The 20,159-nt window shown below is 70.7% G+C and carries 19 protein-coding genes and 3 pseudogenes; 3 read left to right on the top strand and 19 right to left on the bottom strand.

Annotated elements, in window-relative coordinates:
* Positions 1–22: 22 nt before the first annotated feature.
* The 5 genes from N4G70_RS14060 to N4G70_RS14040 are packed head-to-tail and all read right to left on the bottom strand — an operon-like array spanning position 23 to position 5,513.
* On the bottom strand, positions 23–514 hold the full coding sequence (locus N4G70_RS14060; RefSeq protein ID WP_261712958.1) for a hypothetical protein: 492 nt from the start codon (positions 512–514) through the stop codon (positions 23–25).
* Positions 511–1,995, bottom strand: a complete 1,485-nt coding sequence (locus tag N4G70_RS14055; protein WP_261712957.1) for a sensor histidine kinase — start codon at positions 1,993–1,995, stop codon at positions 511–513. The genes N4G70_RS14060 and N4G70_RS14055 overlap by 4 nt, the downstream gene beginning before the upstream one ends.
* On the bottom strand, positions 1,992–2,681 hold the full coding sequence (locus tag N4G70_RS14050; RefSeq protein ID WP_261712956.1) for a response regulator transcription factor: 690 nt from the start codon (positions 2,679–2,681) through the stop codon (positions 1,992–1,994). Before N4G70_RS14050 ends, N4G70_RS14055 begins: the two co-directional genes overlap by 4 nt.
* Positions 2,682–2,715: 34 nt before the next feature.
* The gene (murJ, locus tag N4G70_RS14045) at positions 2,716–4,311 is read right to left on the bottom strand and encodes a murein biosynthesis integral membrane protein MurJ (protein ID WP_261713285.1); all 1,596 of its coding nucleotides are present in this window, start codon (positions 4,309–4,311) and stop codon (positions 2,716–2,718) included.
* 41 nt (positions 4,312–4,352) lie between these two features.
* Positions 4,353–5,513 (bottom strand): peptidoglycan bridge formation glycyltransferase FemA/FemB family protein, encoded by a 1,161-nt coding sequence (locus tag N4G70_RS14040; protein ID WP_261712955.1) that lies wholly within the window; start codon positions 5,511–5,513, stop codon positions 4,353–4,355.
* A 224-nt stretch (positions 5,514–5,737) separates the two neighbouring features.
* Here N4G70_RS14040 and N4G70_RS14035 point away from each other — a divergent pair, with 224 nt between their 5' ends.
* Together N4G70_RS14035 and N4G70_RS14030 are read left to right on the top strand one after the other, a co-directional pair.
* Positions 5,738–6,961: an Ig-like domain-containing protein gene (locus N4G70_RS14035; protein ID WP_399035611.1), complete on the top strand. Its 1,224-nt coding sequence runs from the start codon at positions 5,738–5,740 to the stop codon at positions 6,959–6,961.
* A 22-nt stretch (positions 6,962–6,983) separates the two neighbouring features.
* Positions 6,984–7,199, top strand: a pseudogene (locus tag N4G70_RS14030) (acyl esterase); the annotation flags it as partial.
* 55 nt (positions 7,200–7,254) lie between these two features.
* On the opposite strand, the gene N4G70_RS14025 reads toward N4G70_RS14030, so the two are convergent.
* From N4G70_RS14025 to N4G70_RS13965, 14 genes and pseudogenes are all read right to left on the bottom strand, one after another.
* Complete coding sequence (locus N4G70_RS14025; protein WP_261712954.1) at positions 7,255–8,139, bottom strand: amino acid ABC transporter permease; 885 nt, start codon at positions 8,137–8,139, stop codon at positions 7,255–7,257.
* Positions 8,136–8,780 (bottom strand): amino acid ABC transporter permease, encoded by a 645-nt coding sequence (locus N4G70_RS14020; RefSeq protein WP_261712953.1) that lies wholly within the window; start codon positions 8,778–8,780, stop codon positions 8,136–8,138. Before N4G70_RS14020 ends, N4G70_RS14025 begins: the two co-directional genes overlap by 4 nt.
* Before the next feature lie 7 nt (positions 8,781–8,787).
* A complete protein-coding gene (locus N4G70_RS14015) occupies positions 8,788–9,693 on the bottom strand; it encodes a glutamate ABC transporter substrate-binding protein (protein WP_399035381.1) in 906 nt (301 codons plus the stop codon).
* A 19-nt stretch (positions 9,694–9,712) separates the two neighbouring features.
* Entirely contained in the window at positions 9,713–10,456 is a 744-nt protein-coding gene (locus N4G70_RS14010; RefSeq protein WP_261712952.1) for an amino acid ABC transporter ATP-binding protein, read from the bottom strand.
* 144 nt (positions 10,457–10,600) lie between these two features.
* Entirely contained in the window at positions 10,601–11,035 is a 435-nt protein-coding gene (locus N4G70_RS14005) for a DUF6278 family protein (protein ID WP_261712951.1), read from the bottom strand.
* A gap of 78 nt (positions 11,036–11,113) precedes the next feature.
* Complete coding sequence (locus N4G70_RS14000) at positions 11,114–11,893, bottom strand: exodeoxyribonuclease III (RefSeq protein WP_261712950.1); 780 nt, start codon at positions 11,891–11,893, stop codon at positions 11,114–11,116.
* 30 nt (positions 11,894–11,923) lie between these two features.
* A complete protein-coding gene (locus N4G70_RS13995) occupies positions 11,924–12,562 on the bottom strand; it encodes an MBL fold metallo-hydrolase (RefSeq protein ID WP_261712949.1) in 639 nt (212 codons plus the stop codon).
* Positions 12,563–12,606: 44 nt separating this feature from the next.
* Positions 12,607–12,879: pseudogene (locus tag N4G70_RS37155) on the bottom strand (carboxymuconolactone decarboxylase family protein); the annotation flags it as partial.
* Positions 12,880–13,368: 489 nt separating this feature from the next.
* A pseudogene (locus N4G70_RS37150) lies at positions 13,369–14,295 on the bottom strand (alpha/beta fold hydrolase); the annotation flags it as partial.
* Positions 14,296–14,832: 537 nt separating this feature from the next.
* The gene (locus tag N4G70_RS13985) at positions 14,833–16,110 is read right to left on the bottom strand and encodes a PP2C family protein-serine/threonine phosphatase (RefSeq protein ID WP_261712947.1); all 1,278 of its coding nucleotides are present in this window, start codon (positions 16,108–16,110) and stop codon (positions 14,833–14,835) included.
* Positions 16,107–17,003: a SpoIIE family protein phosphatase gene (locus N4G70_RS13980; RefSeq protein ID WP_261712946.1), complete on the bottom strand. Its 897-nt coding sequence runs from the start codon at positions 17,001–17,003 to the stop codon at positions 16,107–16,109. Before N4G70_RS13980 ends, N4G70_RS13985 begins: the two co-directional genes overlap by 4 nt.
* 110 nt (positions 17,004–17,113) lie before the next feature.
* The gene (locus N4G70_RS13975) at positions 17,114–17,572 is read right to left on the bottom strand and encodes an anti-sigma regulatory factor (protein WP_261712945.1); all 459 of its coding nucleotides are present in this window, start codon (positions 17,570–17,572) and stop codon (positions 17,114–17,116) included.
* A complete protein-coding gene (locus N4G70_RS13970; protein ID WP_261712944.1) occupies positions 17,556–17,966 on the bottom strand; it encodes an STAS domain-containing protein in 411 nt (136 codons plus the stop codon). The genes N4G70_RS13975 and N4G70_RS13970 overlap by 17 nt, the downstream gene beginning before the upstream one ends.
* A complete protein-coding gene (locus N4G70_RS13965) occupies positions 17,963–18,835 on the bottom strand; it encodes an STAS domain-containing protein (RefSeq protein WP_261712943.1) in 873 nt (290 codons plus the stop codon). The genes N4G70_RS13970 and N4G70_RS13965 overlap by 4 nt, the downstream gene beginning before the upstream one ends.
* Before the next feature lie 706 nt (positions 18,836–19,541).
* Here N4G70_RS13965 and N4G70_RS13960 point away from each other — a divergent pair.
* Entirely contained in the window at positions 19,542–19,748 is a 207-nt protein-coding gene (locus tag N4G70_RS13960) for a hypothetical protein (RefSeq protein WP_261712942.1), read from the top strand.
* Positions 19,749–20,159 lie beyond the last annotated feature (411 nt).

The raw sequence follows: 20,159 nt of genomic DNA, 5'->3' as shown, positions 1-20,159 counted from the left end.
GGGGCGGGGTCCCGTCCCTGTCTCAGGCCGGGCAGGCCAGCGGGCTCAGCGAGCTCGGGCCGCCGGTGCCGTTGATCATCACTCTGCGTTCCCGGTCCTTCACCACCGCTTGCAGGGCGGTGCAGGCGATCTGCCGCTGGGCGAGGGGGGTGAGGCGTGAGACGTCCTGGCCGAGCACGACCGTCACGGTGCTTCCGCTCACGCTCATCTTCAACGCGCCCTGGGCCGGGGGCAGTTCGGTGCCGAGACCGGCCGCCCGCTCGTCCTGGTCGGGGCCCGCGAAGAGCAGCGGCAGGGGCGGCTTGGGGGCGCCCTCGCGGACCACGGGCATCAGCCCGTCGGGCCCCGTGAAGTAGAGCACGGTGGCGTTGTCGCCGGGCATGGCCTGGGCGCTCGCCGGGTCACCCACCGCGATCACGTCGGTGGACTGGATGCCGCAGCCCGCCGCGAGGAGTCCGGCGGGGACCAGGGCGAGCGCCGCCACCGCGCGGGCCCCGGCGATCACAGGCCTCATCGGGCCGCCTCGGCGGCCCCGGCGGCCCCGGCCGTCCCGGTCGCGATCAGTCCGGTGGGCAGTTCCACGGTGAACACGGCGCCGCCGTGCGGTCCGTTCGCCGCGCGCACCGTGCCGCCGTGCAGCCGGACGTTCTCCTGGGTGATGGCGAGGCCGAGGCCGCTGCCCGCCGAGCGGGTGCGGGCCGCGTCGGCCTTGAAGAAGCGGTCGAAGATGTGCGGCAGCACGGCCGCGTCGATACCCGGCCCGCTGTCCTCCACCTCCACCACCAGCGGCCCCTCGCCGTCGGCCGGACGCAGCCGTACGGTCACGGGCTCGCTGCCGTGCCGCAGGGCGTTGCCCACGAGGTTGGCCACGACGATGTCGAAGCGCCGGGGGTCGATCATCGCCCGTACGCCGCCCGGGAGTTGGGTGAGGACCCGGTCCTGCCAGTGCCGCCGCTGGAGGGTCTTGCGGATGGTCTCGGCGACGTCGACCTCGTCGGTGTGGAGCTCGGCGGCCTTGGCGTCGAAGCGGGAGATCTCCATCAGGTCCTCGACGAGGGTGGCCAGCTTCCCGGTCTCGGCCGAGATCAGGCGCACCGCGCGCGCCGTGTCGGGGTCGAGCCCGTCGGCGTCCTCGTCCAGCACCTCGGTCACGGCGAGCATCCCGGCCAGCGGGGTGCGCAGCTCGTGCGAGACGTCCGAGGCGAACCTCCTGGCGCGCGCCTCCGCTTTCTGCAACTCCTCGACCGAGCGCTCCAGTTGTTCGGCCGACTCGTTGAACGTCCAGGCCAGATCGGCGAGTTCGTCCGACCCCTTGACCTCGATCCGGGTGTCGAGCCTGCCCCTGCCCATGCTGCTGGCGGCCCGCCGCAGATCGCGCACCGGCCGCAGCACACTGCGCGCGGCCAGCAGCGCCGGCACCACGGCGACGGCGAGGGCGGGCAGCGCGCCGTTCTTGGCGGCCGAGACCATGGCCTGGATGGTGATGCTCTCCGTCTTGAGGTCCATCACCGCGTACAGATACACCCCGCTGTGCTGCTCGTTGGTGCCGCGGTCGAACATCACCGGCATACCGATGGTCAGATAGGGGGTGCCGTCCTGGATCACCCGCTGGAACGAGCCGTGCGCGTTGGCGTGGGTCCGGCTGCGCAGCTCATCGGTGATCACGGTGGAGGTGGGGCGGCTGGTGGAGGAGGCGCGCAGGGTCCCGTACTCGGCGAACACGAACCACGGATGCGGCTTCCCCGCTCTGGCCAGGGCGCGGCACGCGTTCTGGAGGGCCGCGGTGGAGGTGGGCAGCGCGAAGTACTCGTTGGCGATCTGCTCGCGGAACTGCTCGACGGCCTGGTCCTGGGCCTGTTTGAGGATGGCCGAGCGGGCCGACTGGTAGGTGAGGGCCGCCGTGGTGAGCGCGCTGACCGCGGCCACCAGCAGGAACGCGGCGATCAGCCGGGTGCGCAGTCCGGGACGCAGGGAGCGGCGGACCCGGAACCTCACAGCGGCCCGAAGCGGTAGCCGAAGCCGCGCACGGTCTGGATGTAGCGCGGGGCTCCATCGGCTCCGGCGGTGTCGCCGAGCTTCTGGCGCAGCCGCCGCACGCACGCGTCGACCAGTCGCGCGTCACCGTGGTAGCTGTGCTCCCACACCGACTCCAGGAGCTGCTGGCGGCTGAAGACCTGCTCGGGCGAGGCCGCCAGATGCAGCAGGAGCTTCAGCTCGGACGGCGCGAGGGCGAGGCGCTCGCCGTTCTTCGCGGCGGTCAGACCCGCCCGGTCCAGGGCGAGTTCTCCGTGGAGCTCGGGTCCCGAGCGGGTGACGGGGTCGGCGAGGCGGCGCAGCACGGCCCGGATGCGGGCCTCGATGACCTCGGTGCGGGCGGGCTTGACGATGTAGTCGTCGGCGCCGGCCTCCAGGCCGATCACCACGTCGAAGTCGTCGCCGCGCGCGGTCAGCATGATGATCGGCAGCTGGCTGGTCTCGCGGATCCGGCGGCAGACCTGGACGCCGTTCATGCCGGGCAGCATCAGGTCGAGCAGCACCAGATCGGGGTGGAAGGACGTGAGCGAGGCGAGTCCGGCCTCGCCGGTCCCGGCCGCCAGCACCTCGTGACCGCGCCGGCGCAGCCCGAGTTCGACCCCTTCACGAACCGAGGGGTCGTCTTCTATGAGGAGCACGCGTGGCATAGGCGTCAGTATCCCAACCGTCTCATTTGTCCCGTCACCGGGCCCGATGTCTGCCGCCGCCGCGCACCTTGTCGAGCACGGCGTCGAGGCCGGTGAGCCGGAGCGGCCGGGCCAGCAGGGCCAGGACCACGACGAGCGTCACGACCCCGGCGCCGGCCGCCGCGACGCTGCCGAGCGGGTCGAGGGCGCGGGCGCAGGCGTGGGCGAGCGCGGCCGCCGGCAGGCACCCCAGGAGCAGCCGCACATGGGCGGCCACGGCCGGGGAGCGCAGCAGCGGGCCGCCGCCGAGCCGGCGGTTCAGTGTGTACGCGGTGGCCGCGAGGCCCGCGAAGAGCGCCACCGTGTAGGCCCCGGCGATCCCGGTGACCGCCCAGCGCGGGGACAGCATCATGAACGCGACGACCGTGAGGCCGGCGTTCACCGCGGCGATGACGAGGTTGAGCAGGAACGGGGTGCGGGTGTCGCCGAGCGCGTAGAACCCCCTGGACAGCACGTACTGTCCCGAGAGCGCGATCAGTCCGGGTGCGAACGCCATGAGCATGCCCGCCATCACCGTGATGTCGGCGGCGCCCGTCCTGCCGTACGCGAAGACGGAGCCGAGGATCCACGGCGCGAGCGCGAACAGCGCGCAGGCGGCGGGGACGATCACCGCGGCACAGGTCCGCAGTCCGTACGAGAGGTCGGCGCGCACCTCCGCCAGGTCGCCGTCCGCCGAGGCCCGGCTCATCCGGGGCATGAGCGCGGTGACCAGCGACACGGTGACGATGCCGTGCGGCACCATCCAGAGCACATAGGCGTTGGTGTACGCGGTGTACCCCGCCCCGCCGGTCACCCCGAGCGCTTCGGCCCGGGCGCCCGCCGTGGTGGCGAGCCGGGTCACCACCCAGTACGCGAGCTGGTTGGAGACCACCAGGAGCACCGCCCAGCCCGCCGACCTCAGCGGCCGGCCGAGCCCGCTGCCGCGCCAGTCGAACCGGGGCCGCCAGCGGAATCCGGCCGAGCGCAGCGAGGGGACCAGGGCGAGGGCCTGGACGGCGATGCCCGCGGTGGTGCCCCAGCCGAGCAATTGGGCGTCGCCCGCGCTCAGCGTGCCCCCGACGCCCGCGGCCAGGCTCAGATAAAGCCCGAACACCCCTGTCACGACAAGGTTGTTGAGGACGGGCGTCCACATCATGGCGCCGAACCGGCCGCGCGCGTTGAGGACCTGGCCGAACAGGGTGAACAGGCCGTAGAAGAGGATCTGCGGCAGGCAGTAGCGGGCCAGCGCGGTCGTGAGGTCGGCCTGGGCGCCGGTGTAGTCGGTGTACGCGCCGACGATCACCGGTGCGGCGAACACCGCGAGCGCGGTGAGGACGAGCAGCGCGGTGGCGCAGGCGGTCATGAGCCGGTCGGTGTAGGCGGCGCCGCCATCGGCGTGTTCCTTGGCGGCGCGCACCAGCTCGGGCACGAAGACCGCGTTGAGGGTGCCGCCGATGAGGAGCATGTAGAGGATGTTGGGAACGTTGTTGGCGACCGCGTAGCCGTCGCCGAGCAGCCCCACCCCGAGCGCGGCCGCGACCACCGCGGACCGTACGAAGCCGGTGGCGCGCGAGACGACGGAGCCCGCCGCCATCAGCGCGCTGCTGCGCATCAGGCCCGCGCTCTTGGCCACGGCCTGCGGTGCGGTGGCGGTCACCGGCGGGCCAGATAGGCCTGGAAGGCCCGGTACAGCGCGTTGTTGGCGGTCCCGCCCATGGATGTCTCCCACTCCCCCAGCGTCTCGACGACCTGTCCCCCGGTGCCGAGCTTCCAGCGCAGGAGGCCGTAGGGCCGCTCCTGCGGATCAAGAGTGGAGGGTACCCCGCGCATGTCGTACACCTCGGCCCCCAGCGCGTGGGCGTCCTGGATCATCTGCCACTGGAGCGCGTTGCTGGGGCGGACCTCGCGCCGGTGGTCGGCGGAGGCGCCGGTCTGGTACCAGACCTGACGGCCGACCGTGATCATGGTGTGCGCGGCGAGCACCTCGCCCTGGTGAACGGCGAGGCAGAGCCGCATCCGGCCCGCCTGTTCGGCGTTGAGGGCGGCGTACTGGCGCTGGTAGTACGCCAGGGAGCGGCCGAGCCGGAAGCCGTCGCGCTCCTCGGTGATCCTCAGGAGCCGGTAGAACTCGGGGAGGTCGTCGGCTCCCCCGGTGACGATCCGCACCCCCGCCCGCTGCGCGGTGCGCACATTGCGCCGCCACTCCTGGTTGAACCCGGCCCAGAGCTGCTCGGTGCCGCGGCCGGCCAGCGGCAGCCGGAAGACATGGCGCGGCTGGGCGTCGGCGTCCCCGTTGTCGTCCCCGCCGCATCTCTTCCAGCCGCGGGTCCGCAGTCGTTCCGCGACGGCGGAGCCGAGCGGGTCCACCTCGGTGGCCAGGACGTCGCCGATCCTGCGGCCCGCTCCCGTGCCGGCCTTGAGGCGCGACGCGTCCCAGCGCCGGTAGGCGGGGGTGGGCCCGATCCGCACGGCGAAGGCGCCGGCCCGGCGCAGATGGCGCAGCAACGGCTCCAGCCAGCGGTCCATTTCCGGGTGGGACCAGTCGGTGACGGGTCCGTCCGGCAGATAGGCGAAGTATTTCCGGGTGCCGGGGAAATTCCGGTAGAGGATCTGGGCGGCGCCGGTCAATTCGCCGCCGTCGAAGGACCATCCGACCCTTTCGGCGGTCCATTGGTCCTTCACATCGGCCCACGAGGGACATTGCAGAAAGCTGACGTCGGCGCGGCCCGCGAGAAAGGAGCGGTACTCCTCGGTGGCGAGGGTGCGAACCCCGGCGTCCTGGTCTCGGTCGTCGGTCACCAGCAGTGCGGACACGTCCGTGGCCTCCCAAGTGCGCCCCGAAGTCGGTATTCAGGGGGTTCACAGGAGGTTCACAGCGGCCCGTGACAGGTTCGCGCGAGGTGTGTGACGGAACGATGACCGTTTCTCTGCGGTCCTTGTCACACAACGGTTTCCCGGTTTCCGGGCACGCCCCGCAACCTAAGGTCCCGTTGGTGACTCTCACCCTGTGGAGAAGAATTCGCAACGGAGGTTTCCAGTTGAGCCGCATACGCCGCCACGCCCGGTTCCGTCGTCCGGCCCCTTTCGCCGCCCTGGCCGGAACGGCGGTTCTCGCCGTGGCGCTGACCGCCTGCGGGGGCGGTGACTCCTCGTCGTCCGGCGACGCCAAGTCCGATCTCGCGTCCCGGAAGAAGATGGAGATCTCGGTCAATCTGACGGGCAGTCAGGCCAAGGCGGGCCGGCCCGTCAAGGTGACGCTGGCGGACGGCACGCTGAGCAGCGTCACGGTCACGGACGCCAAGGGCGGCAAGCTCGGCGGCAAGGTGGCGCCCGACGGCCGGACGTGGACCTCGGACCGGGTCGCCGCGCCGGGCACCTCGTACACCGTCGAGGCCAAGGAGGCCAAGGGCGCCACCGCGAAGGCCGAGTTCGCCACGGCGGCCGCCGGCAAGGTCAACAAGGTGAGCATCGTGCCCGGCAAGGACTCGACGGTGGGGATCGGCCAGCCCGTCTCGATCGTGTTCGACAACCCGGTCAAGAACCGGGCGGACGTGGAGAAGCATCTGAAGGTGACGACCTCCGACAACACCGAGGGCTCCTGGGGCTGGATGCAGGACTACTCGGGCAAGGACCGCGTCGACTGGCGTCCCAAGGAGTACTGGAAGCCCGGGACCAAGGTGACCCTGGACGCCGATCTCAACGGGGTCGACTCGGGCACCTCGGGCGGCTGGTTCGTGAAGGACTACAAAAGCGACTTCACGATCGGGAAGAACCAGATCGCCAAGGTCGACCTCGGCAGCCACCGCCTCAAGCTCTACCGCGACGGTCAGTTGCTCAAGGACATCCCGATATCGGGCGGTACCCCGGGCGGCGACAAGGCGTCCTGGCGCGGCAAGACCGTCCTGATGGCGAAGGAGGGGACGATCAACATGAACTCGGAGACCGTCGGCCTCGGCAAGACGTACGACAAGATGGTCGACTACTCGATGCGGCTCACCTGGTCCGGGATGTACGCCCACGCCGCGCCGTGGAACTACCAGCACTTCGGCGTGGCCAACATGAGCTCGGGCTGCATCGGCATGAGCGACTCCGACGCCAAGTTCGTGTACGGCGCGGTGCAGGTCGGCGACCCGTTCGAGATCGTCGGCGACGACGCCAAGGGCACCCAGGCCCTCAACAACGGCTACGGCGAGTGGAATCTCGGCTTCGACGCGTGGAAGGCCAAGAGCGCCCTCACGGGCACCGCCGCCACGGCCGGCTGACACCCCGTACCGTCGCCGTCTCCCCACCAAGGAGAGCGGCCCCTCGTCGCCTACCTCTGCGACAGGGGGCCGCCCGGCCTCGGCAAGCCGGTCAGCAACGCCCCCGCGCCGTGTGGCACGGGTGGTGGACACCGTCGACCCGCTCTACATCGAGCACAACCCGCTCGGCGCGCAGCTGACCTTCTCCTCGCCCGCGTCGGATCCGCCGTCTCCGACGGTCCCGCTCCGCGAGAAGTGATCACCGGCTGCTGCCGGGTGGGTTCCTGCCCCTCAGCCACCGCTCTCCCAAGGACCTAGGGTCCAGGGGGGACCCCCCTCGGCAGCAGCGTCCCTGGTTCGGCCGGTGCGACGTCCACGGCCTCCGTCTTGGGATTGCGCTTCTGTCTCCTGGCCATCCAGGTGGCGAACCAGGAGAGCAGCATGCACATCCCGATGTAGATCGGCGAGATCACCATCACCACGGGGATGAACGGCAAATCGTAGTCGAGATTCGACGCGATGAGCTTCCCCGCGTGCAGAAACTCCTCATAGGTGATCAAGAAGCCGAGCGAGGTGTCCTTCAGGGCCACCACCAACTGGCTGATGATGGTGGGCAACATGGCCCGGATGCCCTGCGGGACCAGCACGTACGTCATGACCTGCGTCTTGCGCATGCCGAGCGAGAATGCCGCCTCCTTCTGGCCGCGTTCCACGGAGTTGACGCCGGTTCTGAAGACCTCGGCGAGCACCGAGCCGTTGTAGAGCGTGAGCCCGGCCACCAGGGCGGGCAGGGGCTGCACTTTGAGCGCCACGAAGATGAAGAAGATCATCACGAGGACGGGCATCGCGCGGAAGAACTCGACGAGCAGGGTCGCGATCCAGCGCAGCGGCCGGTGGTCGGAGAGCCGCCCGGTGGCGAGGATCGCGCCGAGCGCCAGGGAGAGCACCGAGGCGAAGGCGAAGGCCCGCAGGGTGTTGCCGAGTCCGCGCAGCAGGAGGTCCTGGATGCCCTTGTACTCGAACGGCGTCCACTTCGCGGAGGTGAACTGGTCGGTGTCGAAGAGGAGGTAGATGAGCCAGCCCACGAGCAGCAGGATCAGGACCGTCGAGATCACCCCGTACACCAGGTGCCGCTGCTGGGTCCTGGGTCCGGGAACGTCGTAGAGGGCGGTGGCTTCCTTGGCAAGTGGCGCGGTCATCGGGCGACTCCCCAGCGCTTCTCGAGGATGTTGAAGACGGCGCTGATGAAGAGGGTGATGATCAGGTAGCCGATCGCGATCCAGACGAAGGTCCAGATGATGTTGTAGCCGAGCTCGCTCAACGTCTTGTACGTACCGAGGAGTTCGGTGACGCTGAACGCCCCGGCGATCGCGGAGTTCTTCGCGAGTGCGATCAGGGTGGAGCCGACCGGCGGGATCACAGACCGGAACGCCTGCGGCAGCACCACCGTGGACAGGGTCTGACCGAAGGTCATCCCGAGGCTTCTGGCCGCCTCGCCCTGCCCCCGGGGCACGGTGTTGATGCCGGAGCGCAGCGCCTCGCAGATGAACGCGGAGGTGTAGCAGCCGAGCGCGATCACCGCGAAGAGCTGGAAGGGCAGCACCAGACCGAAGCGCGGCAGGCCGAGCAGCACGGCGAAGAAGAGCAGCGTCAGCGGGGTGTTGCGCAGCACGGTCACCCACACCGTGCCGAGCACCCGGAAGGAGCCGACCGGGGAGACCCGGCAGGACGCCATGACGAAGCCGAGCACCAGCGCCAGCACCGAGGCGTAGACGGTCAGTTCGACGGTGCCGAGGAAGCCCTTGCCGTACAGCGAGAAGTTCTTGGTGAGTACGTCCATTGCGGCCTCAGCTCGCCGGGTAGCGGTCGATGGGCGGGGCGGGAGCGGCCGGGCGTCCGGACAGGCCGAGCGTGGCGGCGTACGCCTTCTTCCAGTCGCCGTTCTTCTCGTGGGCCTCGATGGCGTCGTCCAGCGCGAAGCGCAGCGTGTTGTCGCCCCGGGGGACGCCGACGCCGTACGGCTCCTTGGAGAACGGCTTGCCGACGACCTTGAGTTCGTCGGGGACCTTGGCCGCGTAGCCGCTCAGGATGGTGTCGTCGGTGGTGACGGCGGAGACCTGGAAGGTGAGCAGGTTGTCCACGCACACGGAGTAGGTGTCGTAAGCGACCATGTCGACCTTCGGGTAGTCCTTCTCCATCCGCTGGAAGGGGGTGGACCCGGCGGCCGAACAGACCCGCTTGCCCGCGAAGTCCTGGGGCGCGGTGAGGCCGTTCTCGTCCGTACGCACCAGCAGGCCCTGGCCGGCCAGGTAGTACGGGCCCGCGAAGCCGACCAGCTTCTTGCGGTTGGCGTTGATGGTGTAGGTGCCGACGTAGTAGTCGACCTGGCCGTTCTGGAGAGCGGTCTCGCGGTTGGCCGAGGCGATCGTCTTGAACTCGATGGTCGCCGGGTCGAATCCGAGCGAGGCCGACATCATCTTGGCGATCTCGATGTCGAAGCCGGTGTAGACGCCGGTGGCCGGGTCCTTCTCGCCCAGGTAGGGCTGGTCCTCCTTGGCGCCGACGACCAGGTGGCCCCGGTTCTTGGCCCGGCGCCACACCGACGAGTCGGGGAGGCTGATGTTCTTGGCGACCGCGTAGTGCGGCAGCAGTTCGGCCTTGGGGCCCTTCACCGGCGGGCTGCCCGACTTGCCGCAGCCGGCCACGGCCAGGGCGAGCACCAGCGCGGCGAGCGTGCGTCGTGTGGCCATCATCGTTGCGTCCACCCCCCGTTCAGTGCTTGAGGATCTTGGAGAGGAAGTCCTTGGCCCGGTCGCTGTGCGGGTTGGTGAAGAAGTCGTCGGGGGTGCGGTCCTCGACGATGCGGCCGTCCGCCATGAACACGACGCGGTTGGCGGCTGAGCGGGCGAAGCCCATCTCGTGGGTGACGACGACCATGGTCATGCCCTCGCGGGCCAGTTGCTGCATGACTTCGAGCACCTCGTTGATCATCTCCGGGTCGAGCGCCGAGGTGGGCTCGTCGAAGAGCATGACCTTGGGGTCCATGGCCAGGGCGCGGGCGATGGCCACGCGCTGCTGCTGGCCGCCGGAGAGCTGGGCGGGGAGCTTGTCCGCCTGCGAGGCGAGGCCGACCCGGTCCAGGAGTTCACGGGAGCGGCGGTCGGCCTCCTCCTTCTTGCGGCCCCGGACCTTGATCTGGGCCAGCGAGACATTGGCGAGGACGGACTTGTGCGCGAAGAGGTTGAACGACTGGAAGACCATGCCCACTTCGGCCCGGAGCCGGGCCAGGCCCTTGCCCTCCTCCGGGAGGGGCCTGCCGTCGATGGCGATGGAACCGGATTCGATGGTCTCAAGACGGTTCATCGTCCGGCAGAGCGTTGACTTGCCCGAGCCGGACGGGCCGATGACCACCACCACCTCCCCGCGGCCGACGGTGAGGTTGATGCCCTGGAGGACGTGCAACGTCCCGTAGTGCTTGTTGACGTCACGCAGCTCGATCAACGGATCGACGGCCATACGCTGTCCTGCCCACTCATCGCTGTGTCGAGGTCAGCGCAAACTATCCAGCCCGGTAAGGGACTTCACCTCGACACGCACGAATAGGGCATAAACCGTATTTTGGCCCCGCAGGTCCTGAAGGCCGTCCGGTTGCCGCCGGGATCAGGCCTCGGAGGCTTCGGCGTACACCTGGAACAGCTCGGGGGCGCCGGTCGTCGCCCAGGTCAGACCCGCGACCACGACGTCGATCTCGCGGCCCGAGGCGAGCCGCACCACGGGCCGGCCGCTGGGCCACACGTCCCAGCTCGCGCCCGGGACGGTGCGGACGATCACGGTGCCCAGATACAGACCGGCGTCGTTGCCCAGCCAGGGCAGCTCCTCCGGGTCCTCGCGCCAGCGCGGCGGCAGCTGGTCGAGCGCCTCCAACGAGGCCGGGGAGTCGTCGAGTTCGAGCTTGCTCTGCCAGGCCCGGGTCCGCAGCAGCTCACACTCGGAGAGCAGCCCGGCGACGCCCTCGGGATCTTCCCTGACGGCCTCGTACACCGCCACCCCGTGCGCCGCCGAGTGCCGCTTGCGCCAGTTCTGGAGGAAGTTCATACGATCCAGACTCCCATTCGACGCCTCGTCGGACCACGGGGCACGCGGGGCGGCGCACAACCCCGGCGCGAACGGCTCTCAGACCGTCAGGTCCACCACGACGGGCGCGTGGTCGGACGCGCCCTTGCCCTTGCGCTCCTCGCGGTCGACATAGCTGTCCTTGACGGCCGCGGCGAACGGCTCGTTGCCGTAGACCAGGTCGATGCGCATGCCCCGGTTCTTGGGGAACGCCAGCTGGCGGTAGTCCCAGTACGTGTACGGACGGTCGTACTTCAGCGGGCGGGGCACCACGTCCGACAGGCCCGCTTCGCGCAGGGCGGCGAGCGCGGCACGCTCGGCGGGAGTGACATGGGTGAGGCCCTCGAAGACCGCCGGGTCGTAGACGTCCTCGTCGGTGGGGGCCACGTTGAAGTCGCCGAGCACCGCGAAGGGCCGCGGTCCCGCGGCGTCCTCGGCGACGGCCGCCTTCAGGGCCTCGAACCACGTCAGCTTGTACGTGTAGTGGTCGTGCGCGACCTCGCGGCCGTTGGGCACGTAGACCGACCAGAGGCGGACTCCGCCACAGGTCCCCGAAATCGCGCGGGGCTCCTGGGTGCCCTCGTAGTCGGGGCCGCCGGGCAGCCCCAGCACGACGTCGTCGAGGCCGACCCGGGAGATCAGGGCCACGCCGTTCCACCGGCCGGTGGCGTTGACCGCGGACTCGTAACCGAGCTCGCGCAACTCGGCGGCGGGGAAGCCCTCGGCGGTGGTCTTGGTCTCCTGGACGCACAGCACGTCCGTGCCGGTGCTCTCCAGCCAGGCCAGCAGGCGGGGCAGCCGAGCGGTGATCGAGTTGACGTTCCAGGTGGCGATGCGCATGGATCCCAACCTACCGCCCGGCTCCGACACTCACAGCTGCGTCGAGTCCCCCGGCGTCAGGCGGCCGTGCTCGGCGCCGCCGAGGCCGCCGATCTGCGAGTCGTAGATCGGCCGGGCCAGGTCGGTGAGGAGGGCGTCGTGGATGTCGATGGCACGGCGCGGCTTGACCTCACGCACATAGTCGATGACCTCGGAGATCTTGTTCCAGGGCGCCATCACCGGGAGCATCAGGGTGTCCACGGCCTGGTCGGGGACGGTGAGCGCGTCGCCGGGGTGGAAGACCGAACCGTCCACCAGGAAGCCGATGTTGGTGATGCGGGGGATGTCGGGGTGGATCACCGCGTGCAGCTCGCCGTACACCTGGATGTCGAAGCCGGCCGCGCTGAAGGCGTCGCCGTGCCCGACCGTGTGGACGCGGCCGGGGAAGGCCGCCGAGATCTTCTCCGCGACGCTGCGCAGGGTCCAGATCTCGGCGGCCGGGTTGGCTTCGAGGCCGGTCCGCAGGCGCTCCTCGTTGAAGTGGTCGAGGTGCTCGTGGGTCACCAGGATCGCGTCGGCGCCGAGCGCCGCGTCGCTCTCACTGAACGTACCCGGGTCGATGACGAGGGTCCGGCCGTCCTTGCCGATCTGGACGCAGGCATGGGTCTTCTTGGTCAGTTTCAGGCTCATGATCCCATCCTGCTCCCGACCGGGCTCGGAGGCACGGAATCCGGTCATCCCCGCGGGCTCGTCTCCTCCCGGACGACCGCGCCCGCTACCCGGAGCGCGGCGCTCGCGGCGGGAATCCCGCAGTACACACCGGTCTGGAGCAGCACCTCCTCGATCTCGGCGGGGGTGAGCCCGGCGCGCAGCGCGGCCCGGGTGTGGGCCGCGAGGTCGTCCAGGTGGCCACCGGAGGCGAGCGCGGCCAGGGCGACGGCGACCCGGGTACGCCGGTCCAGACCCTCCCTCGACCACACCTCGCCCCAGGCGTGTCGGGTGGTGAGCTCGTCGAAAGCGGCTCCGAAGGAGGCATCGGCCCGTGCGGTCTCGGCATCCACCTGGGCATCGCCGAGCACGTCACGCCGGATCCGCATCCCGGCCTCGTAGGCGTCGGGGCGCCCGGCGGGTGCGGCGGGCTCCTCGGTTTCGGCGGGGCGCCCGGCGGGTGCGGCGGGCCCCTCGGTTTCGGCGGGGCGCCCGGCGGGTGCGGCAGGCTCCTCGGTTTCGGCGGGGGCGGGCGCCGCCGTCCCGGCCGGGGGCTCGGCAGCGGCCGGGACGAGCGGTCCAGCGGGGGCCTGCGGTGCGATGGGTCCCGGGGAGGCGAGGGGAGCCGGGGTCGCCATGGGGCCCGGGGTCGTCGCGAAGGGCGCGGGGGTGGCCATGGGCGCGGGGCCCGCGGATGGCGCGGCGGTAGCGAGGGGCCCGGGGGCGGGGAAGGCCGCGGAAGGCTCCGGGGACGCGGCGGGCCAGGGGGCGGGGAAGGGGGCGGAAGGCTCGTGGGGCGCGGCCGGCCCGGGGGCCGGGAAGGCCGCGGAAGGCGCGGGAGTAGCCAGGGGGCCCGGGGCCGGGAAAGGCGCGGAGGGCTCCGGGGACGCGGCGGGCCCGGGGGCGGCCGGCGCGGGAAGCGTGGGCGGCGTCTCCTGCCAGGCCGTCGAGAAGTGGCGTACGAGGAGGTCGGTGACGGCGGCCGGCTGCTCGACGGGGGCCAGATGGGCGGCGCCCGGCACCACGGCGAGGCCGGCGCCCGGTATGCCCGCGACCAGGGTGCGCGCCTCGCCGGGCCCGGTCACCCGGTCCTCGGCGCCGACCAGGGCGAGCGTGGGAACGGCGATGCGCGCGAGGTCGGCGCGGATGTCGAAGGCGGCGAGCGCCTCGCAGGCGGCTATGTAGCAGGCGGGGTCGGTGGTGCGGACCATCTGCACGGCCCACTCCACGATCGCGGGCTGGGCCGCGGCGTAGGCGGCGGTGAACCAGCGCTCGGGCGCGGAGCGCGCCATGGGGTCCATGCCGTTGGTGCGGACGATCACACCGCGCTGGCGGTACTCGTCGGCGGTGCCGAACCGGGGCGAGGAGGCGACCAGGGCGAGCGAGGCGAGACGGTGCGGGTGGCGCAGGGCCAGGTCGGCGCCGATCGCGCCGCCGATGGAGCAGCCCGCGTAGCCGAAGCGCTGGATGCCGAGCCCGTCGAGGGTGGCGACCAGACGGTCGCCGAGCTCGGCCACGGAGTGCGCCGGCTCGGCCGGGGCGCCCCCGTGCCCCGGCAGGTCGAACCGCAGCACCCGCCAGGTGCCGGCCAGCTCGGGTATCTGGCGGTCCCACATGTGCCAGGTGGTCCCCAGGGAGGGGCCCAGGACCAGGATCGGAGCGTCCTGTGGCCCGTCAACGCGGTATTGCAAGGTGTTCTTCGGTTTCTCGCTCACCCGCCCGACCCTCTCATCTCTCCCCCGCACCCCTGCCGCCAGGGCCGGAAGATCCGGGGCGACGGGGGCATGGACGCCATGTGGTGCGCTGTCGCGTGGTCTGTGGCTCTGCCGCTATTCGCTCCAGCAGCCGAGGATGTCGCCGGCGATCTCGTAGGCCAAGGCGGCCCGGGAGAGGTGGTGTGGTCCGGACGCGGCCGGCATGCGGGTGGCGTCGACGCGCAGGGGGTGGAGCGGGCGGAGTAGCGGCGCCTGGTGTTGGCGCGCCGGTGGACGCGGGCGTGACGACTGCGGCAGGGGCGCCGGAATTCCCCGAGGCACACCCACTCGCCAGAGCCCCGAGAGCTGCCGCGGCGGCGACGGCGTACAGACGCGGCCCCCGTGGTCGTCCGCGGTTCGTTCCGGTTGCGCTGTTGTTCTGATCGGGCGTTCATCATCCCTCCTCCTGGGGATGCGGTCAGGACGGGTGGGTTCCGGTGAGGGTGGCGTAGACGGCTGCTCCGGGCGCATCGAGCGATGGTGTGTCTGGTGCCTGGGCTACGCAGGTGGTGGCTGGGCTACGCGGATGGCCAGGGCAAGCGTGTCATCGGGGTGGAGGACGAGGGTGTGCATGTCGGTGGCGATGGCGCCGGGGATGTCCCTCAGGGGCTTGTCGGCGTGGTGTCGTGCGGCTTCGATGAGCCGTAGCTCGCCTTCGATGGGGTTTCTGCGGCTTTCGGTCAGGCCGTCGGTGTACAGGATGAGCAGGTCGCCGGGGGCCAGCCGGGTCTGGAGCAGGCGCTCGCTGCCGGGGAGGGGGAACCCCACGCCTCGTCCGGGGACTTCGAGGTAGCGGGCGCTGCCGTCCTCGCGCAGCAGGAGGGCGGGTGGGTGGCTTCCGTTGGCCAGCTGTAGATCGCCCGTGACGGGGTCGATGCGGGCGAGCAGTGCCGTGGCCATGAGTCCGGGCGCCAGCGGGGTGAGCAGTTCGTGCGCGCGGGTCAGGATGGACTGGAGGGGGTGGCCTTCGAGGGCGAGGGTGCGGACGGCGTGGGTGACGTCGAGGGCGCTTCTGGTGCTGCGTACCCCGTGGCCGAGAGCGTCGACGATGGTGATGTGGAGCGTGCCGTCGGGCAGGGTGAACCAGTCGTACAGGTCGCCGCCGGTGGGGGCGTGCGGGTCGGCGGGCTCGTAGTGGACGGCGAGTTCCAGGCCGTCGACGGTCAACGGGGCCGGGCGCAGGGCGTCTTCGAGTTCCTGGAGCATCGAGCCGTGTGCCTTGCGCAACTGCTCGTCGCGCTCTTCGAGCTGGACGTACAGGGCCAGGACACCACCGTTCGTCTCGGCCAACTCGTGCTTGAGGAGACGGTGCTCGGTCGTCAGGGAGTCGACGGTCGCGAGCGCGGTGCGCAGTTCTTCGTCCAGGGCGGCCTCCTCGTCCATAAGGGCGAGTTGACGGCGCGAGCGGCCGCGAGGCTGGGAGGCGCTGTCTTGGGGCAGCGCGATGTTCCATGTCACCGCGAGGGTGGGTGAGAGCGTTTCACCTGCCATGGGCCCCGGCGGCGGAGCTGGGGGCAGTGGCAGGTCCATGGTTGGGGGCGGGGCCACGGCCTGAGGAGCGGTCAGCGTGGCGGCCATGATGGGCGTGCCGTGGTCGCGGTCCGTCTCCACATCGGTGGTGAACGTGACGGATCGGCCGGCCGCGAGTTCCGCTGCTGCCACCTCGGTGACGGACAGGACGAGGCGGGAGCGCACGTCGGGCGGCAGCCCATAGCGCCGGGCCGTGCCGCGTACCGCTGAGCGCAGAGCGGACAGGGAGGAGAACGTGCCGTTCATTGGTCCCTTCGCGGGGGTCGTACCGCAAGGACCGTCGCGTCGTCGCGGGTGTTGCGGTGGTTGTGCGTCACCGCCGCGGTGAGCAGTGGCGGTGGCAGACGCAGCACGAACAGGGCGGGGTCCTGGGTCCAGCGGGCATCGATGCCGTCGGAGTGCAGGAGCGCCGTGGTGCCGGCGGGCAGGTCGAAGGCGTGCGTTGTGGGGGTGGGCATGCGCCATCCCACGACGCCGGGCTGTCCCGTCAGTCTGTGGTGGACGCCCTCGGGAGAGAGCGCTACGGCGCGGATGTTGCCGATCGCGCAGTACTGGGCTCGTTCGCCCTGCAAGCGCAGGAGGCCGACGGCTGCGCCGCGGGTGTGGCGCAGCGTGCGGTGCATGGCCGTGAGGATGTCCGGCAGGGAGCGCGCGGCGGCCGTGCGGAACGTACGCAGGGCGCTGTGGGCGGCTTCGGCGGCTTCGTGGCCGTGGCCGAGTCCGTCAATGACGGCGGCGGTGCGGCTCGTTCCGGTGTCCATGACTGCGCCGGCGTCTCCGCAGTGCTCTTCGAGGTCTGCGGGCAGGCAGGTGAGGGCGGCGTTCTGCGGGGCTGTCCCGGGCTGGTCGGGGCGTACGAGGCGGGCTGACGCGTAGGTGCCCGTGCCGGTCCGGGTCCGGATGGTGAAGTCGCTCGCTATACGGCTGACGGCCCCCAGTCCCGCACCCAGCGTGCCAACGGTCGTGTATCCGTCGGCGAGGCAGCGCTCGAGTTCGGGCATCCCGGGGCCGCGGTCCGCGGCCAGGATTTCCACGCCGTCGCCCAGCGGCAGCGCCTGGATGTAGAGAGCGCCGTCTCGTGCGTGTTTGTCGATGTTGCTGGCCAGTTCGGAGGCCAGCACCGCCGCCTGGTCCGGCATGGCGCCCGGGAGACCACATCGTTCCCCCAGTTTCCGGGCGGCCTCGGCCGCCATGTGCACGGCACTGTAGTGATCGATGCGGACATGGACCGTCGACGTGCCGGCCGAGCTCACCGGCCGGTCCAGCGGGTGGCGATCACGGTCGTGCCCTTTCCTGCGGCGGTGTGCACCTCGAAGTCGTGCATGAGACGTCGCGCGCCGCCCAGTCCGTGGCCGAGCCCCGCGCCGGTGGTGAAGCCGTCGGTGAGGGCGGCGTCGAGGTCGGGGATGCCGGGGCCGTTGTCGCTTATCGTCAGGCGCAACCCCTCCGCGCTGCCACGGCGGAGGCAGTCGATGGTCAGGGCTCCTCCGCCGCCGTGGACGTAGGCGTTACGGGCCAGTTCGCTGGCCGCGGTCACGATCCGGGTCTGGTCGATGATGCCGAACCCGATCTTCACGCTGGCCGCGCGCACCGCGTGCCGAATCGAGAGCAGATCTTCCTCCGAGTGCAGAACGAGGCGTTCGGAATCCTTGTCGTCACCAGCAGGACGCTTGACGGTGGTGGCGCGCCGGTTAGCCAGTTGGGTCATGTCGTGCCCCTTCCGGGGGCCGCGGGGCCTGATACCACCCGAGCGCGGCGATGCCTTGTTCGGTGTTCAGGGCGGTTTCGACACCATCGAGTCCGAGGCCCAGTTCGACCAGAGTGATGGCCACCGCCGGCCGCATGCCGGCCACGATGACCCGGGCTCCCAGCAGGCGCGCCATGGACGTCATCTCCATCAGCATGCGAGCCACGAAGGAGTCGACCATCTCCAAACGGGAGATGTCGATCAGGACACCCCGCGCGTGATCGGACGCGATGCGGTCCGTGAGCTCGTCGGTGAAGGCCCTGGCGGCCTTGTCGTCGAGCTCATTGAGAAGGCCGGTGATCAGGACATCGCCCAGGCGCAGGATCGGGACGCCGCCGCTCGGCTGTGCCCTCACCGCAGAGCCCGCGGCTCAACGCCAGGGATTTCGGTCAGTTTGATGGCCTCGGACAGGGCGTCGGCCAGGCTGGCGCGCGTGAGGATCTTCGACAGGTCGATGCCCAGCTGCGCGATGGTCTGCGCGATGGGCGGCCGGATGCCGCTGATGACACAGTCGGCCCCCATGAGACGTACCGCGTTGACGGTCTGCATCAGGTGCTGGGCCACCGCCGTATCGACGGTGGGCACACCGGTGATGTCGATGATCGCCACTTGCGCTTCGTGTTCCTGGATCGCCTGAAGGAGGTTCTCCATGACGATCTGGGTACGCGCGGTGTCGAGGGTGCCGATGAGCGGTACGGCCAGCACGTGCCGCCACAGCCGTACTACGGGCGTGGAGAGTTCGAGCAACTGCCGGCTCTGCCTGCGGATGATCTCTTCCCGGCCCTCGACGTAGGTGTCGAAGGACAGGGCCCCGGCCGCGTCCAGCAGACGGTTGACCAGCAGCGCTGCCGCGAACAGCTCTGAGGCGTCGTCAGTGGCGGTCTGCATCGTCTCCAGGACCGCTTCCTTGAGGGAGAGCACGGCCAGTGATGTCGCGGTCGGCGTGGCACCGCCCCGAGCTCTGCGCAGGGACAGGTCGACGACCGCCTGACGCAATTCCCGATGAGAGGTCACCACCCGGTTCGTCGCAAGGCTGGTGGCCAGTCCCGCGGCGAGAGCGGCGACCAGCGCATCGGCCTCCTCACGCAGCTCGCGCTCGCCCACGCCCTCGCGCTGTTCGGTCTGTGCCAGCTGCAGCTCCACCCATCGGTCGGCCACGGCTTCGGCACTGTCCTGCAATGCCTTCGCCACGAGCTGACGGGCCACGGCCTCACTGACACTCACCTGGTTGCCTCTCCTCGGTACCGCCCTGCGGCACGTGCTCACGCGTCCCCTAGGCTGAGGCTCGCAGCACGTCCCATCCACCAATTGTTGTCGTGCGGCAAATATACGCACGTGCGAGGCGAGCGCGGAACCCCCGCCAGGCCGTCCATCCGGCAGCGGCCTCTTTCCTCACGCCATCGACACAACTCGCCGCCTGAGAACGCGGGAGAGGGATGGCTCGCTCTGCGGGTCGGCCGATCCCTGCCGCGGGCTCCGGCTCGGTGCCTGCTCGCTCGCGACCCCGGAAAAGCCCCCGGGTTTCGCGCATTGGGGCCGTGGACGGCGCCGACAGTGCCGGCCTGCGGCGAACCACGGAATACGTAACGGCAGTCGTACCCCCTCAGCGACGATCTCTCCAAGGGCGAGCAGCTGGGGCCGGGAACGGGACCCGGGCGGCGGCGGGAGGCACCTCCCGGCAGGCCGCGTCAATCTGGCGTCACCGGCTCCGCCGGGTCAGCTGTGGCCGGAGGAGGAAACCGCTGTCGCCGGGTTGTCGGTACCGAAGTAGCCGACCTGGTAGCCGTTCTTACCGCGGCCCAGAAAGTGGTGGACATGCAAGGCCGCGGCCCGGGCGGTCTCATGAGCCGCCGTGCGACAGCCCGGCACACCCACGGACCCGCAGCGCAAGGGCGGCCCCCCTCTGCGAAGAGCATGCCATCATCCGCCCATGGAACTTGTTTCGCTCGAGCTGGCCGTCAACCGTCTGCGCGATGCCCGGGAAGCGCTGGATGCCGCCCGGGCCGACGCCGAGCTGGAAGCAGTCGCCGCTCTTCGCAAGGGCGGCGCCGTCGATGCCATCTGCGAGCTGTCCGGCCTCAACCCTCACGACCTGGTGCGCCTGGAGAAAATGACCGGCCCCATCCCCACCACCTGACGCCACGCGACCCGGCGGAACCCGAAGCCCGGAGGCGGGCCCCCTTTACCGAGCCGTCGGCATCGGCATGACCCGCGTGGCAGCAGGGAGCGCCCTGGCGTCCGCGCGCACGCCGTGCTCCACGCCCGCGCAGAAGCTGCCCGCACAGAAGCTGGTCGACCGTCCAGGACTGGCCCATGGAGACCTCTGCGCCGCCCGCTCCCCTATCGGGGCCGCAGGCGGCGGCGTGTATTTGCAGGCGGCGACGGACAGCGGGCCCAGTCGAGCAGAGAGGCGATGCTTCAGTTTCCACGCGGAAACACTTGTCGTTTGACAACTGTGTTGGGTGGGGCGCAGTCTGGTCCGGCTCACGGTAGGACGTGCGCGTCATGCCTGCGTGGAGGACTGAGGACTGTGATGTGGTGCCCCCGT

The organism is Streptomyces sp. ASQP_92 (assembly GCF_025399895.1).
Lineage (GTDB): Bacteria > Actinomycetota > Actinomycetes > Streptomycetales > Streptomycetaceae > Streptomyces.
This window is presented reverse-complemented; position numbering and strand designations above follow the sequence as displayed.

What these genes read in the sequence shown, in the direction of transcription:
- N4G70_RS14060 (WP_261712958.1), bottom strand. Translation starts at nt 514, where the DNA reads ATGAGGCCTGTGATCGCCGGGGCCCGCGCGGTGGCGGCGCTCGCCCTG.
- N4G70_RS14050 (WP_261712956.1), bottom strand. Translation starts at nt 2,681, where the DNA reads ATGCCACGCGTGCTCCTCATAGAAGACGACCCCTCGGTTCGTGAAGGG.
- murJ (WP_261713285.1), bottom strand. Translation starts at nt 4,311, where the DNA reads ATGCGCAGCAGCGCGCTGATGGCGGCGGGCTCCGTCGTCTCGCGCGCC.
- N4G70_RS14025 (WP_261712954.1), bottom strand. Translation starts at nt 8,139, where the DNA reads ATGACCGCGCCACTTGCCAAGGAAGCCACCGCCCTCTACGACGTTCCC.
- N4G70_RS14020 (WP_261712953.1), bottom strand. Translation starts at nt 8,780, where the DNA reads ATGGACGTACTCACCAAGAACTTCTCGCTGTACGGCAAGGGCTTCCTC.
- N4G70_RS14015 (WP_399035381.1), bottom strand. Translation starts at nt 9,693, where the DNA reads ATGATGGCCACACGACGCACGCTCGCCGCGCTGGTGCTCGCCCTGGCC.
- N4G70_RS14010 (WP_261712952.1), bottom strand. Translation starts at nt 10,456, where the DNA reads ATGGCCGTCGATCCGTTGATCGAGCTGCGTGACGTCAACAAGCACTAC.
- N4G70_RS14005 (WP_261712951.1), bottom strand. Translation starts at nt 11,035, where the DNA reads ATGAACTTCCTCCAGAACTGGCGCAAGCGGCACTCGGCGGCGCACGGG.
- N4G70_RS14000 (WP_261712950.1), bottom strand. Translation starts at nt 11,893, where the DNA reads ATGCGCATCGCCACCTGGAACGTCAACTCGATCACCGCTCGGCTGCCC.
- N4G70_RS13995 (WP_261712949.1), bottom strand. Translation starts at nt 12,562, where the DNA reads ATGAGCCTGAAACTGACCAAGAAGACCCATGCCTGCGTCCAGATCGGC.
- N4G70_RS13985 (WP_261712947.1), bottom strand. Translation starts at nt 16,110, where the DNA reads ATGAACGGCACGTTCTCCTCCCTGTCCGCTCTGCGCTCAGCGGTACGC.
- N4G70_RS13980 (WP_261712946.1), bottom strand. Translation starts at nt 17,003, where the DNA reads ATGCCGGACCAGGCGGCGGTGCTGGCCTCCGAACTGGCCAGCAACATC.
- N4G70_RS13975 (WP_261712945.1), bottom strand. Translation starts at nt 17,572, where the DNA reads ATGACCCAACTGGCTAACCGGCGCGCCACCACCGTCAAGCGTCCTGCT.
- N4G70_RS13960 (WP_261712942.1), top strand. Translation starts at nt 19,542, where the DNA reads ATGGAACTTGTTTCGCTCGAGCTGGCCGTCAACCGTCTGCGCGATGCC.